This is a genomic window from Exiguobacterium sp. Leaf196 (genome assembly GCF_001423965.1).
In the GTDB taxonomy this organism is placed as follows: Bacteria; Bacillota; Bacilli; order Exiguobacteriales; family Exiguobacteriaceae; genus Exiguobacterium_A.
Genome location: NZ_LMPV01000006.1, coordinates 480,659 through 494,781 on the forward strand (window position 1 = coordinate 480,659; position 14,123 = coordinate 494,781).

14 protein-coding genes are annotated in these 14,123 nt (G+C 47.3%); 3 read left to right on the forward strand and 11 right to left on the reverse strand.

The genetic code is table 11. The annotated features are described in order from the left end of the window. Positions 1 to 63: 63 nt before the first annotated feature. Both ASG02_RS08610 and ASG02_RS08615 read left to right on the forward strand, forming a co-directional pair. A complete protein-coding gene (locus ASG02_RS08610) occupies positions 64 to 1,386 on the forward strand; it encodes an NAD(P)/FAD-dependent oxidoreductase (RefSeq protein ID WP_056062624.1) in 1,323 nt (440 codons plus the stop codon). A gap of 11 nt (positions 1,387 to 1,397) precedes the next feature. Beyond that, positions 1,398 to 1,778 carry a VOC family protein gene (locus ASG02_RS08615; RefSeq protein WP_056062627.1) on the forward strand — a complete coding sequence of 127 codons (381 nt, stop codon included), beginning with the start codon at positions 1,398 to 1,400 and terminating at the stop codon, positions 1,776 to 1,778. Positions 1,779 to 1,838: 60 nt separating this feature from the next. Here ASG02_RS08615 and trxA read toward each other — a convergent pair whose 3' ends face one another. The 11 genes from trxA to zapA form a co-directional block, all read right to left on the reverse strand. Then, a complete protein-coding gene (gene trxA / locus ASG02_RS08620) occupies positions 1,839 to 2,150 on the reverse strand; it encodes a thioredoxin (RefSeq protein ID WP_023468994.1) in 312 nt (103 codons plus the stop codon). Between the two features lie 161 nt (positions 2,151 to 2,311). Beyond that, positions 2,312 to 3,277 (reverse strand): electron transfer flavoprotein subunit alpha/FixB family protein, encoded by a 966-nt coding sequence (locus ASG02_RS08625; protein ID WP_035406372.1) that lies wholly within the window; start codon positions 3,275 to 3,277, stop codon positions 2,312 to 2,314. Between the two features lie 13 nt (positions 3,278 to 3,290). After that, complete coding sequence (locus tag ASG02_RS08630) at positions 3,291 to 4,064, reverse strand: electron transfer flavoprotein subunit beta/FixA family protein (protein ID WP_035406369.1); 774 nt, start codon at positions 4,062 to 4,064, stop codon at positions 3,291 to 3,293. A gap of 74 nt (positions 4,065 to 4,138) precedes the next feature. Further along, positions 4,139 to 4,717, reverse strand: coding sequence for a TetR/AcrR family transcriptional regulator (locus ASG02_RS08635; RefSeq protein WP_052018985.1), 579 nt, complete (start codon positions 4,715 to 4,717; stop codon positions 4,139 to 4,141). Between the two features lie 71 nt (positions 4,718 to 4,788). Then, entirely contained in the window at positions 4,789 to 6,462 is a 1,674-nt protein-coding gene (locus ASG02_RS08640; RefSeq protein ID WP_056062630.1) for an AMP-binding protein, read from the reverse strand. A 197-nt stretch (positions 6,463 to 6,659) separates the two neighbouring features. Further along, positions 6,660 to 7,556 (reverse strand): YitT family protein, encoded by an 897-nt coding sequence (locus tag ASG02_RS08645; RefSeq protein WP_035406360.1) that lies wholly within the window; start codon positions 7,554 to 7,556, stop codon positions 6,660 to 6,662. 183 nt (positions 7,557 to 7,739) lie between these two features. Continuing rightward, the gene (locus ASG02_RS08650; protein ID WP_035406358.1) at positions 7,740 to 8,147 is read right to left on the reverse strand and encodes a DUF350 domain-containing protein; all 408 of its coding nucleotides are present in this window, start codon (positions 8,145 to 8,147) and stop codon (positions 7,740 to 7,742) included. A gap of 10 nt (positions 8,148 to 8,157) precedes the next feature. Continuing rightward, a complete protein-coding gene (locus tag ASG02_RS08655; RefSeq protein ID WP_056062631.1) occupies positions 8,158 to 10,524 on the reverse strand; it encodes an endonuclease MutS2 in 2,367 nt (788 codons plus the stop codon). Further along, positions 10,525 to 12,240 (reverse strand): DNA polymerase/3'-5' exonuclease PolX, encoded by a 1,716-nt coding sequence (polX, locus tag ASG02_RS08660; protein ID WP_035406352.1) that lies wholly within the window; start codon positions 12,238 to 12,240, stop codon positions 10,525 to 10,527. A gap of 45 nt (positions 12,241 to 12,285) precedes the next feature. Further along, entirely contained in the window at positions 12,286 to 12,834 is a 549-nt protein-coding gene (locus tag ASG02_RS08665; protein WP_035406349.1) for a CvpA family protein, read from the reverse strand. Positions 12,835 to 12,837: 3 nt separating this feature from the next. Next, complete coding sequence (gene zapA / locus ASG02_RS08670; protein WP_029342308.1) at positions 12,838 to 13,074, reverse strand: cell division protein ZapA; 237 nt, start codon at positions 13,072 to 13,074, stop codon at positions 12,838 to 12,840. A 120-nt stretch (positions 13,075 to 13,194) separates the two neighbouring features. Here zapA and rnhC point away from each other — a divergent pair, with 120 nt between their 5' ends. Next, entirely contained in the window at positions 13,195 to 14,115 is a 921-nt protein-coding gene (gene rnhC / locus ASG02_RS08675; protein ID WP_056062633.1) for a ribonuclease HIII, read from the forward strand. Positions 14,116 to 14,123: the final 8 nt, after the last annotated feature.

Sequence of the window (14,123 nt, forward strand, 5' to 3'; positions counted from 1 at the left end):
GTTTTTAGTTTTATTCGTTCGGGTAAATACCATACATTGATTATGACATACGGAGGATGAAAAATGCGTACATATGATTGCATTGTGATTGGAACAGGTTCCGCTGGAAATCAAGCGGCTTATAAATTTGCTGAAAAAGGACTACGTGTTGCCATCGTTGAAAATTTCACGCCAGGGGGCACATGTGCCCAACGTGGGTGTGACGCTAAAAAAATTCTGCTGACGGGTAGTGAGACGAAGGATGCGGTCGAGCGCTTGCTCGGATATGGCGTAAAGGGATTAATTTCAATCGATTGGCGCCAGTTGATGGAGCGCAAGAATGAATACACGCGCGCCATTCCGGAACAAACACGAAAACGATACGAGGAAACGGACATCGACTATTTCCACGGCGAACCCCGCTTCGTCTCTTCACACCGTCTCCAAATTGGTGAAGAAGAAATCGAAGGGAAACAATTCCTGATCGCAACTGGTTTACGCCCTCGCGAGTTATCTGTACCCGGTAGTGAACGTTTTATAACGAGTAATGAATTTTTGGAACTAAAAGACCTCCCACGTCGACTCGTCTGTATTGGTGGCGGGTACATCTCGTTCGAGTTCGCGCATCTTGCTCGGATTGCTGGTGCAGACGTCACGATTGTTCTACGTTCTAACCCCTTAAAACAATTCGAGAGTGAACTCGTCGATGTCTTACTCGATGCTACGCAAGCACTTGGCATCTCGATCATCAAAGAAGCAGAGGTCGTCGCTTACGAAGAGGAATCACTTCGTTTATCGAACGGTGACGTGTTGAAGACGGACGTCGTCTTGAATGCGACTGGACGTGTCGCAAGTATCGACCAACTCGGACTCGAAGAAATCGGTGTTTCCCATAATGAAAAAGGAATCCATGTCAATGCGTACCTGCAGTCTTCTGTCGAACATATCTATGCCGCAGGAGATGTCGCTGTCAGCGGGAATCCCGCGTTGACGCCGTTTGCTGGAACCGAAGGACGACTCGCTGCCGATAACATGCTCGAAGGGAATAACCGGAAACTGGAACTGCTCCCTGTACCTAGCGTCGTATTCACTGCGCCGAACCTTGCCCTCGTCGGTGAAACGGAAGTTTCCTTAAAAAAAGCAGGTATTCCGTACCGTGGTCGCTTGATTGATACGTCCTCTTGGCAAACGAACGCACGCATCAAGGATAGTTTTGCTCGGGCGAAAGTGCTCGTTGGGGAAGATGATCAAGTACTAGGCGCACACTTCATTGGTGTCAATGCGGCGGAACTCGCAAACTATTTCTCGTTTGCGATGCAACACCGGATCCCTAGTACTTCGATGCAACAGACTGGATTTGCTTACCCGACACCTGCTTCAGACATTGCTTCGTTATTCGAGGATTGATAGGAGGCTTTTTGATGATTCAATACGGCTATACGATTTTATACGTTGAAGACACTGCACGGACGCTGACATTCTATCGAAACGTTCTTGGCTTATCCGTCAAAGCGGAGCACGGAAGCTACATTGAGTTCGAGACCGGTCAGACAACACTTGCCTTCAATACTCGTGAAGACGTGCAACGGTTGATTCCGGATTACACGATCCCAAGCGGAAAAGCGCAGCAGACGTTAGAGATTGGTTTCGTCACGGATGACGTCCCTACGCTTTTTCAAAAGGTGGAAGCTGCCGGATACAAGACCGTACTCACGCCTGTTGAAAAACCATGGGGGCAAGTCGTTGCGTACGTGCTTGATCCGGATGGTCACCTCATCGAACTTTGCACACCTATGTAATCTAAAAAAACAGACCGTTCTGCCTGTGCAGAACGGTCTGTTTTGATATGCAAGAAAGAATTAGTTAGATGTTTCAACGAATTCTTTAAGTGCGTCTTTTGGCATGAAGCCCATTGTTTTGTTGACAGGTTGTCCATCCTTGAAGAGAACGAGCGTCGGGATACTTTGAACTTGGAATGCTCCAGCTACTTCTGGGTTTGCATCCACGTCAACTTTAACGATTTTTACATCTTGCATGTCAGCATCGAGTTCTTCAAGAACTGGTGCGAGCATACGACATGGTCCACACCATGTTGCCCAAAAATCAACAAGGACGAGTCCTTCTTGTGTTTCTTCTTTAAATGATTGGCTAGTTGCGTGTACGATTGCCATTGATCATAACCTCCTAATGAGTAGATCCACCCGGTAAAAAAATGGGTGATCTCTTTATTGATTCGAGTATATCATAGCAGTCTCTTCCAACAAACGAAACTGCTCACGCGAAAAATCCGCAAAAACAACCGGCACCATGATAATGGCACCGGTCTTCAAACTTATCCGTGAACGAGCATTTTTTTGAATTCAGCTGTCAATAACGGTACGACATCGAACAAATCTCCGACGATCCCGTAGTCCGCGACAGAGAAGATGTTCGCTTCTGGATCCTTATTGATCGCAACGATCACTTTGGCATTCGACATCCCTGCTAAGTGTTGGATCGCACCCGAGATCCCGCACGCGATATACAAGTCTGGTGTAACGACTTTCCCCGTCTGACCGATTTGAAGCGCATAATCGCAGTAGTCTGCATCACAAGCACCACGCGAAGCACCCACTGCTCCTCCGAGGACATCTGCTAGTTCTTGTAACGGTGCGAAGCCGTCCGAACTCTTGACGCCTCGTCCACCTGCGACGATGACTTTTGCCTCTGACAAATCAACGCCGCCTGTTGCTTTGCGTACGATGTCTGCGACGATCGTCCGTAAATCCTTCAGTTCAACCGTAACCGACTCGACCGTTCCTTGTGAACTCCCCGTTTCGAGCGGATCGATGTTATTCGGACGGACCGTAAAGAGTGTCTTGCCTTCTGCGACTTTGACTTTCTCGAATGCTTTCCCTGAGTAGATCGGTCGGATGAAAGTTGCTTCCGCGCCTTCCCCTTCAATCGCCGTCACATCACTGATTAGACCGGCTTGCAGTTTTGCCGCGATCTTCGGTGATAAATCCTTACCGAGCGACGTATGACCGAAGACGAGCACGTCGGGTGACGTCCGGTTCATCAACTCGAGGAAGACTTGTCCATAACCGTCTGGCGTGTAGTGTAGAAGACGCTCATCCTCGACGACGAGGACTTGGTCCGCTCCGCGTGATGCTAATGCGTCGGCATCCTTTGCGACATCGTGTCCAATCAGGACCGCGATGACTTCATCCGCGACACGTCGCGCTGCTGCGATTGCCTCAAACGACACATTCCGTAAACTACCATCCCGTGATTCTGCGAGTACTAATGCTTTTGTCATTCGTTTCTCCCCCTTAGACCACTTTTGCTTCGTTACGTAATAATGATGCGAGCTGCGCGACTTGCTCGTTTAGTTCACCTTCGAGAATCTTACCGGCTGCTTTGTTCGGTGGTAAGAAACGTTCAATCGTCTCTAGACGTGGTGCGAGTTCATCTTCATCGAGTTCAAGATCATCGAGTTCGAGTTCTTCAAGCGGCTTCTTTTTCGCTTTCATGATCCCCGGAAGACTTGGATAGCGTGGCTCATTCAGTCCTTGCTGCGCAGTCACGAGTAACGGAAGTGTTGTTTCAATCGTTTCTGTATCCCCTTCAGCGTCACGTGTCACGACAGCCTTCGTGCCGTCGAGTTCGAGTTTTGTGATCGTCGTCACGTAAGGAATATCGAGCAATTCTGCGACGCGTGGTGCCACTTGACCACTTCCGCCATCAACTGCGACGTTTCCAGCGATGATAAGATCGACTGTCTGTTCTTTTAAATAACCAGCAAGTACTTCAGAAATCGTGAAATGATCCGCCTCTTCGATGTCATCCTCAATCGAGATGCGTACTGCTTGATCCGCTCCCATTGCGAGTGCTGTTCGTAATTCTTTGTCCGCGTCTTCCGGACCGACCGTCACGATCGTCACAGTTCCCCCTTGTGCATCACGGACACGAATCGCCTCTTCTACCGCATATTCATCATATGGGTTAATGATGAACTCAGCCCCATCCTCATCGATTTGACCATTTTCGAGTTGGATTGCTTCTTCCGTATCGAATGTGCGTTTCAACAGTACATAGATTTCCATCTCATGCTCCCCCTTATCGTCTATTCACCATCATTCTTTGTATCCGCTTACATAATTGTTGTCATGAAAAGGGCTTAACTCAGCCCTTTGATCAACATCCGATGGATCCCGTCGCGTGTCTCAAGCAACTCATATTTGAATCCACTTGCCATCCAGCTCGTCACGACCTCATCGATTGTTCCGAAGATCATCTGACGCGCTAATCGATAATCGAGTTCGTTTGAAAACTCGCCTGTCGTCATCCCGTGCTTGATGACACGGTCAATCAGATGCAGGTACGGTTTCAAGACGGCGGCAATGTTTTGGCGCATGTCTTGATTGGATTGACGTAGCTCGATTTGCGTGACGACAGCCAAATCATAATCAACGGATAATTGCTCAAGATGTGCCTCGATCAATGCGGCCAATTGTTCTGTCGCTGACGTGTGATTCGCGATTTGTCCTTCGGAATATTCGATGAAACTTCCCATTTTCGCTTGGAATAGCGAAATCAGCAGGTGTTCTTTATTCTTGAAGTACAGATAGATCGTTCCATCCGCAACACCGGCTTCCTTTGCGATGGCGGTCACCTTCGCTCCATGGTAGCCGTTTTTAGCGATGACTTTTACGGCGGCATCAATGATGCGGTCACTCTTTGACATTGTTCGTTTCATTCCACTATCTCCTAACGCATAAAATGAATGATGGTTCATTCATATTTATTCTATCATGCCATTTTGTCCTGTCAACTGCTTTCTTCGAGTTGTTTGGCACGTTCTTCTTCAACAAGAACACGACGGAGAATCTTCCCGACGAACGTCTTCGGTAACTCTTGTCGGAATTCGTACTGCTTTGGCACTTTAAATGACGCTAACTGTTTACGACAGAATTGATCAAGCTCTTCTTCTGTGACCGTCATCTCATCCTTGACGACGATGAACGCCTTGACGGTCTCTCCACGATAGGCATCCGGAACACCGATGACGACGGCTTCCTTGACGGCCGGATGCTCGTACAAGATTTCTTCGACTTCACGTGGATAAATATTAAATCCGGAAGCAATGATTAAATCCTTTTTCCGATCAACGATCCGGAAGTAATGATCTTCGCCGATATAGCCAAGGTCTCCCGTGTGCAACCAACCGTTTCGAAGAACAGCTTGCGTCTCTTCTGGTCGTTTCCAGTATCCTTTCATGACTTGCGGACCTGTGACGATGATCTCACCGATCTCACCAGGAGTTGCGGGTGTCTCTCCATCCGCTTGGACGATTTTCGCTTGCGTATCGGGTACCGGAATACCAACCGTTCCAGGAATCCGGCGATCCCAGATACAGTTCGTATGAGTCACCGGACTCGTCTCAGACAAACCATATCCTTCAACGATTCGTCCGCCCGTTAATGCTTCGAATTTTTCCTGGACTTCGACCGGCAGTGGAGCTGAACCTGAAATACAAGCTTCGATTGAAGACAGATCATATTTCTTTAGCTTCGGATGGTTCAACAGACCGACATACATCGTCGGTGCACCAGGGAACAGATTTGGTTTTTCCTTATGAATCATTTTCAATACTTGTTCGATGTCGAATTTTGGAACGATGATTTGCTCATAGGCATTAAAAATACCGAAATTGAGGTTACATGTCATGCCATAGACATGGAAATACGGAACGACAGCTAACAGTTTTCGTCCATCTCCCCGCTCATATTTATAAAACCATTTGTCGATTTGCTCGACATTCGCACTCAGGTTATAGTGCGTCAGCATGACACCTTTTGGAGCACCTGTCGTTCCACCCGTATATTGAAGAACCGCGACATCTTCTTTCGGTTGAATCGCAACCGGTGTAATCGGTTCATAACCACGTAGCGATAAAAATGGAATCGAACCCGTCGTATCGATGACGATGTTGTTATCTTTCCGTGCTTTAATGGGATACAGTTTATTTTTAGGGAAGGGAAGATAATCCGCGATGCTTGTTGTCACGACCGTTTTGAGTGCCGTCGCCGCTTTGACGCGAGATGCTTTCGGATAAAGTAGGTCGAGGGTCACGAGCAGATGTGCACCTGAATCGATGAGGATCTGTTCGAGTTCACGGTCCGTATAGAGCGGATTCACCTGCACGACGATTCCACCAGCATAGAGGACAGCATAATAACTGATCATATACTGGGGACAGTTCGGTAACATCAGTCCGACACGATCTCCTTTTTTGAGGCCATGCTCTTGAAGTAAACTTCCGAGTGCATGTGCTTCGTCGCACACTTCACGAAACGTCATACGTTTCCCTAAGAAACTTAAGGCACGTTGTTCTGGAAAATCAGTCGCTGCCTCATCAAGTGCCTGATAAAGAGGTATTTCTCGGTAATCAATCGATACGGGTACTTGCTTTGGATAATCAGATAACCAAACGGATTCCATACGTTTCCCTCCCTGATAATGAATTACTATTCATTTTCATTATACGTTGATTTGAATTCGACATGCCAGTAAAATCCAAAAAAAGAAATTGAATCTGCTTGTTTTTTTGGTTATTTCAATCAAAATTTTAATACTAAAAAAGCAGCACCTCCCTTTCTCGATTTCCGAAAAAGAGAGGTGCTACTTTTGAATCCATATTACCGGGAGGGATATGTGAATCCTTCCCCGATGACTTCTCGCACTTTATGAATGACGACGAAGGCGCGGGGATCCGCTGCTTCGACGATTTGTTTCAACGGTGCCAGTTGTCGTTTATCGACGATCATATACAACATGTCATTCTTTTGTTTCGTGAAATGACCATGACTGTGGATGACAGTTGCGCTACGTCCGAGCGTCTCCGTCAGAATCGTCGCGATTTCTTCTTGGCGATGGCTAATGATCGTGACCGCTTCGCGGACATTCAATCCTTCGCTGACGAGATCAATCAAATACGAACCGATGATAATCGCAATTAACGTGTACAGCATCGTCTCTTCTCCAAATAGAAAACCTGACGCACCGACAACAGCGACATCGATGATGAACATCGAGACTGCGATACTGAGATTCAAGTATTTATTCATCAGTCGAGCGATAATGACACCACCGCCCGTCGTTCCTCCCGCACGAATGACGAGTCCGATTCCGACACCAATCAAAATACCCGCATAGACCGTACCAATCAAACGGCTATCCGATGATGTCGCAAGGTTTGCTGTCGAAGAGAGGACAAACGATGTAACGGCGACTGAGATGACTGAGTAAAGCATCGTCTTCCGGCTAAGGAATCGATAACCGACAACGAACAGCAAAGCGTTCGCAAGTAAGGAGACAAGTCCCGTATCCCAACCGTAAAGATAGTAGAAAATGACCGTGATCCCAATCAATCCACCTTCTGAGAGATCATTTGGAATCGTAAAGTAGTTGATTCCAAAGGCGAGAATCGACGACCCGATGATAACCCAGAAGATGTCCTTCCAAGAGATCAATTGCATCGCCTCGAAAGCACGGCGTCTCGTTTCTGTCGTTGTTGATGTTTTTCGTACGTTCATATGCGTTCCTCCTTTTTTGATTAGGCGTGGCTCAATAAAAATTCCGTACTGAAACGATGTCAGTACGGAATGATCACACGGTAAGACCGGTTCTTTTAATTAAATACAATCCAGAGGATACCGACAACCAAAAAGGCGATCGAAACCCCGAACATGATTTTCGCTAAACGTTCTAACACGGATTCACCCCACTAACGCTGATCCGATGACGTAGGACATGCCGATCGATAAAGCGCATGAAATGATACCGACAGCAATGTTGCCATTCTCGATTTCACGGTCTACCGGCAAATTCGGTGTCAGGAATTCAAAGATCCAATATGTCGATATCAACAATAAGAAGCCAAAGGCACTTTCAAGAAATATCGACCCGACTCGTTCTCCCCCTTGAACAGCGAAATGAACGATATTGGCGAGTCCGATGATTTTTCCACCTGTTGCTAACGCAACAGCGATGTTGCCACTCTTGATATGTTCCCAGTTTTTATACCGGGTTGTCAACTCAAAAAGTGCAAGCCCCAAAATGATCAGTAATCCCGCGACCGAATAGAGCGCTGTCGTATAGACATAGACGTTCTCAAAAATGTTCATCTTGCTTTCCTCATTTCAGTTCGATGATCGTCACACCGTGTCCGCCTTCACCTTGACCACCTAACCGGTGACCTTTGACGTGACGATGACCTTTCAAGAATTCTTGGACACCTTGTCGCATCGCTCCCGTACCCAAGCCATGAATGACACGGATGTGGTCGTAGTTCGATAACAAGGCTTGGTCCATGAAGCGTTCGAGCTTCGACAACCCTTCTTCGACACGCACGCCACGTAAATCCAGTTCAGCCGAAGGTGTCGATTGTTTCGTCACACTCGTTCCACCAGAGCGCCCTTTCGTTTGTGGACGTTTTGGTGTACTGCCAACCTTCGCGAGATCTTCCGGTTTGACGTTCACCTTCATGATGCCGACTTGGACGGTATACTCGCCGTTCGCCTGTTGGTTGATAATGTAGCCTTTTTGATTGAAGGTCGTGACTTTAACTTCTTCGCCTTTATCAAATCGCGGCGTTTGGTCGTATTTTGCTTTTACTTTAGCTATCCGCTTCTCTTGCAGACTCGGCTTCGCATCTTCGAGTCGCTTCCGCGCCTCGATCAGTTCATGCTCTTTGACGGCACCAGCGTCTCGTAATTCCTTCAGACGTTTGATGACGCCTTCTGCTTCTTTTTGAGCGCGTTCGACCGCACGTGTTGCTTTTTCTTCCGCTTTTGCCAGAATTTCGTTTTTCTCTTCCTGGATCTCAGCTTGTTCTTGCTCGAACTGCTCTCTCTCTTCGACAAGTCGTTTTTTCTCTTCTAACAACTGTGCCTCTAACGTTTCAGCCCGCTGTTTCGCTTCTTCTAATCGTTCGATCATCGTCTCGACAGACTGTGCGTCGCTACCGATTTGACCACGTGCCGCGTCGATGATCCGGCCTTCGAGTCCAAGACGTTTTGAAATCTCGAACGCATTCGAGCGTCCAGGTACACCGATGAGTAAGCGATAGGTCGGACTGAGTGATTCGACATCGAATTCCATCGACGCATTGACGACCCCTTCTCGGTTATAGCCGTACGCTTTTAATTCTGAATAGTGCGTCGTCGCTGCCACACGTGCTCCGCGTCGCTTCACTTCATCAAGAATCGCGATTGCTAGGGCAGCCCCTTCTGTCGGATCCGTTCCCGCACCTAACTCATCGAACAGTACTAGACTCATAAAATCGATTTTTTCCATCATTGAGACGATGTTCGTCATGTGTGAACTAAACGTCGATAAGTTTTGTTCAATCGACTGTTCATCCCCGATATCGGCATAAATCGCATCAAAGACACTGAGCTCCGTCTCATCTGCAGCTGGCACGTATAGTCCCGATTGCACCATCAATTGCAAAAGACCGATCGTCTTTAAGGTAACTGTTTTACCGCCGGTGTTCGGACCGGTGATGACGAGTGACGTAAAATCCCCACCCAGTGATACGGTAATTGGTACGACTTCCTCTTTCGGGATGAACGGATGCCGTGCTTCCTTCAGAATGATATGGCGGTTTTCGTTCAAGCGTGGCTCGACCGCTCCAATCTGATGACCGTATAATGCTTTTGCCATGATGAAATCAAGTTCTGCTAATACATCCAGATTGATGCGTAGCGAATCACCAACGCTACCGACAAGTGCCGATAGTTGTGCAAGAATTCGTTCGATTTCCGCCCGTTCTTTCAAACGCGCTTCTTGAATTTCGTTGTTCGCAGAGACGACAGCTTGCGGTTCGATGAACAACGTTGCTCCAGAAGCCGACTGATCGTGGACGATTCCGCCGAACGCTTGACGGTATTCTTGTTTGACCGGTACACAATAACGATCGTTTCGCATCGTCACGATGGCGTCAGACAGCATCTTCGCTTTACTACGTAAGACGTTATCGATTTTTGAACGAACTTGTCCTTCGAGCGAGCGTAACTGACTGCGTAACGCTCGTAATTTATCACTCGCTGAGTCTTGGACAGTCCCTTGATCGTCGATGGCATGGCGAATCCCCTGTTCGATCTCGACGAGCTTCGTGATTTGCTCGATTCGACTATCAAGGCGCGGTAATCGTAGATCCGCATGGTCTTCGTGTAGCCGTTCTTGGAACGCCTTCACTTGACGTCCCGAGTAGACGACGTCTGCGACGGCTAGAAGTTCACTCGTCGAGAGGACAGAGCCAATCTCTGCCCGTTTGACTTCACTTCGGACGTCCGTCAATCCACCGAACGGATAACGGTCACGCAACCGGTAGACCGTCGTTGCTTCCGTCGTGACAGCTAACAGTTCCTTGACCTGCTCGAAGTCTTCCGCCGGACGCATTGCCCGGACGAACTGTGCTCCGAGTGAACTAGCCGTGAAGGCGAGCATGTTTTCTTTTAACTTCTCATATTCTAAAACGCGTAATGCGTTGGCATTCATTTAATCCACTCCTAAACGTTTTCGACCGAAGAATTCGAGTGCTTCTTCAACAGACCACGTATTGATGACATCAGACGCCTCCAAATAAGCTTTACGAGCATGGAGGACTCCAAGTTTCATATCTTCTAACATTTCTGGTCGGTGTGTATCCGTATTAATTAAAATCTTCACGCCGGCAGCCTTCGCTTTCGCAAGCGAACTTGCCGTTAAATCAAAACGTGCTGGATTCGCGTTCATCTCAAGCGCTGTTCCTGTCTCTGCTGCTAGTTCGATCAATCGATCGACATTGACGGCGTATCCTTCTCGTCTTCCAATGATTCGTCCCGTCGGATGAGCAATCAAGGAAACATAAGGATTACGACAAGCATTCTCGAGCCGCTGCATGATCTCTTCTTCCGTCTGATCGAACTTCGAGTGGATCGAGGCGATGACATAGTCCATTTCTTTTAAGAACTCATCTTCATAATCAAGTGATCCATCGGGCAAGATATCCATCTCGACACCACATAAAATTGTCATATCGGGATGTTTCTCGCGTGCCGCTTCGATTTCAATACGTTGTGCACGCAGACGTTCTTCCGTTAATCCATTGACGAATTTCATATATTTACTATGATCCGTGATCGCCATCCATGTATATCCGCGTGCAGCACAGGCATCGACTAGTTCTTCAACAGACAACGTACCATCTGACCATGTCGTATGCATATGAACATCGGCTTGAATATCTTGTTCCGTCAAGAGACGTGATAAATCTTGCTCGAATTCATGACGTCCCGCTCGTAATTCAGGCGCGATGAACGGTAAATCATATCGCGCAAACAATTCTTCTTCTGTGTTCGGTTGCACTAATCCTTGCTCGGTCTCGACACCATATTCAGAAATACTCTCTCCTCGCTCTTTTGCGAGTTGGCGCATCCGGACGTTGTGATCCTTCGAACCCGTAAAGTGATGTAATGTAGATGCATACGCCGCATCATCCACGATTCGGAAATCAACCGCGATATAATGAACGTCTCGTTTTAAGATGAGCGATACTTTCGTGCTGCCAGCTGCGATGACTTCATCGATGAGCGACAGTTCTAGAAGCTGCTCCTTGATTCGTTCCGGTTCATCCGTTGAGAGAATGAAATCAAGGTCCTTACACGTCTCTTCTGCTCGACGGAAACTTCCTCCAACTTCAAAACGAATGATTGCCTCAAACGATGCAAGTGTCTGATTCAATTCAGCGACGATCTTTCGCATGACACCGTATGGTAATCGCTCCGGTCGTGTTTCAAACGTTTCAAGTGCTTTAACGTACTTCTCGACCGTCTTCTTGCCGAATCCAGGCATCGCTTCGACTGTACCATCTGCTAATTTCTCTGCAAAGGAATCTGCATCAATGACGCCGACTTCATGCAGTTTAGCGAGCTTTTTTCCACCAAGACCCGGAATCTTCAATAAGGCGATCAATCCTTCTGGCACTTCTTGTTCGAGTTCTGTCAGTGCCGTGCTCGTTCCCGTTTCCCGATATTCCTCTAGAACAGCAGCCGTTCCTTTCCCGATCCCCTTCATCGCCGTGAAATCCTCGATCGCCATGAAGTCAGCATCGGATGCTTCGAGAATACTTGCTGCTTTCCGAAAAGCATTAATCTTAAATGGATTTTCCCCTTTGACCTCTAGGTAGACCGATATCCGTTCCAAATGACGCATCGCATCTTGAATCGTACGCATGTGCAGTTCTCCCCTCAAAAAAAGCTCCCAATCGTGGGAGCCTGTTTATTTTATCAATCCAACTTGATCCATCAGCCAGTTCGCAAGAAGCGGGGTGTGCTGGATAATGAAGCTTGCTAAACTCGAGTCCGCGATCGCATCCTGTATCGATTGGATTGGAACGAATGCCGCTAAGAACAAGAGCAGGAAGATGAAGATGTACATCTCGATGAAACCAAAGACGCCACCTAATAACCCTTTGACTTGTTTTAGAATCGGGACATTCGTCAACGAATCAAACATCGACAATAAGATCGATAAGATGATTTTTGTACCGAAGAACAGGACGACGAACCAAAAGGCTTTGTAGAACACCTCATCGAGTCGTGCTGAACTTGGAATCGCGAACATCGTCAAATCGATTCCCGCATCATCCAGTGTAGACGGATATGGTACCCACAATCGGAATTTCGTAGCCAGTTCCTCATAGAACGACAGTGCAACGATGAAGGAAATGATCAGGCTGAGCAAATGACCGGCCTGCAACACAACTCCCCTTCGGACCCCTGTCATGACACCTAAGGCGAGAAGTAATAAGATAACGAGAGAAATCATAGTTTATAGTTCACCCAAATTCTTTTTAATTTTTACATAATCACTACCAATATTAAGCGCCGCTAGGACGGCGATTTGACGAACGTCGAGTTGTGGTGCTTGTTCTCGGATTTCTCGAATCTTCGTATCTACGAGGAGACCCACTTCGCGTACGTGTTCTGGCGACTCCGTTCCGACAATCGTATAATCATTGCCTGCGATATGAATCGTCGTCCGGTTCAACCCTTCTGAATCAGCCATTTTTCTGTCCTCCTCATACTTTGCTTCTTTCATATAGTACCATCATTTTCGTTTTAGGAAAAGAAGTCCCCCATCGGTCTTAAGGATGGTATGCTTAATCCCGGAAAGGGAGGTTAGCCTATGGGAACGACCGTTTTACGCTTATCTAAAGAAAAACAGGACTTAGTCATACAGAACTTCAAACAGAACGAGACGAAGTCTCCTCCGTATGCCCGTTTTGCTGCTAAGATTCCTGGTTGTGTCATCACGATTTATAATTCTGGAAAAGTGATGTTTCAAGGACCGCAAGCCGAAGCTATCGCTACACGTTTCGGTACGGCTTCGCCGACTAAGTCGAAAGAACCACTTGTTTCAACGTTACCGAATGGTTTTTCGGAATGGTCCGTCGTTGGTAGTGACGAAGTCGGGAAAGGCGATTTCTTTGGTCCACTCGTCGTCGCCGCTTCCTTTGTTGATCGAAAGCAGATTGCACTTCTTCACGAACTCGGTGTCCGAGACTCCAAACATTTGAACGATATCGAGATTCGTCGAATTGCTCGCGATCTCCATGCTGTCATTCCGTACACATATCGTATTCTACATAATCCAGAATACAATCAGATGCAACGGTCGATGACTCAAGGAAAGATGACTGCCCTGATGCATAATGATGTAATCGAGCGGCTTCTTGACCAACTGGAGACGAAACCAGAAGCGATTTTAATTGATCAGTTCGCCGAAAAAAGTGTCTATTATAAACACCTATCTGGTGTCGTGAATCCTGTTCGAGAAAATGTCTACTTCTCGACTAAAGCGGAACAACTTCATGTCGCCGTCGCTGCTTCATCCATCATCGCTCGTGCGATTTTTCTCAAGGAAATGGACAAGTTAAGTGAGTCAACAGGTGTCGTCATTCCTAAAGGTGCTGGCGCCAAGGTTGACCAAGTCGCGGCTTCACTGATTTTACGTTATGGCTCTGACAAACTGCGTGACTGGGCGAAAGCTCATTTTGCGAATACAAAAAAGGCACAACAATTAGCTACGAAACGAAACCGACCATGACCCTTGCG

Excerpts from the sequence above, each read along its gene's own strand:
- zapA (WP_029342308.1), bottom strand. The coding sequence starts at position 13,074 with ATGGCTGATTCAGAAGGGTTGAACCGGACGACGATTCATATCGCAGGC.
- ASG02_RS08655 (WP_056062631.1), bottom strand. The coding sequence starts at position 10,524 with ATGAATGCCAACGCATTACGCGTTTTAGAATATGAGAAGTTAAAAGAA.
- polX (WP_035406352.1), bottom strand. The coding sequence starts at position 12,240 with ATGCGTACGATTCAAGATGCGATGCGTCATTTGGAACGGATATCGGTC.
- ASG02_RS08665 (WP_035406349.1), bottom strand. The coding sequence starts at position 12,834 with ATGATTTCTCTCGTTATCTTATTACTTCTCGCCTTAGGTGTCATGACA.
- trxA (WP_023468994.1), bottom strand. The coding sequence starts at position 2,150 with ATGGCAATCGTACACGCAACTAGCCAATCATTTAAAGAAGAAACACAA.
- ASG02_RS08645 (WP_035406360.1), bottom strand. The coding sequence starts at position 7,556 with ATGAACGTACGAAAAACATCAACAACGACAGAAACGAGACGCCGTGCT.
- rnhC (WP_056062633.1), top strand. The coding sequence starts at position 13,195 with ATGGGAACGACCGTTTTACGCTTATCTAAAGAAAAACAGGACTTAGTC.
- ASG02_RS08625 (WP_035406372.1), bottom strand. The coding sequence starts at position 3,277 with ATGACAAAAGCATTAGTACTCGCAGAATCACGGGATGGTAGTTTACGG.
- ASG02_RS08640 (WP_056062630.1), bottom strand. The coding sequence starts at position 6,462 with ATGGAATCCGTTTGGTTATCTGATTATCCAAAGCAAGTACCCGTATCG.
- ASG02_RS08635 (WP_052018985.1), bottom strand. The coding sequence starts at position 4,717 with ATGAAACGAACAATGTCAAAGAGTGACCGCATCATTGATGCCGCCGTA.
- ASG02_RS08650 (WP_035406358.1), bottom strand. The coding sequence starts at position 8,147 with ATGAACATTTTTGAGAACGTCTATGTCTATACGACAGCGCTCTATTCG.
- ASG02_RS08610 (WP_056062624.1), top strand. The coding sequence starts at position 64 with ATGCGTACATATGATTGCATTGTGATTGGAACAGGTTCCGCTGGAAAT.
- ASG02_RS08630 (WP_035406369.1), bottom strand. The coding sequence starts at position 4,064 with ATGGAAATCTATGTACTGTTGAAACGCACATTCGATACGGAAGAAGCA.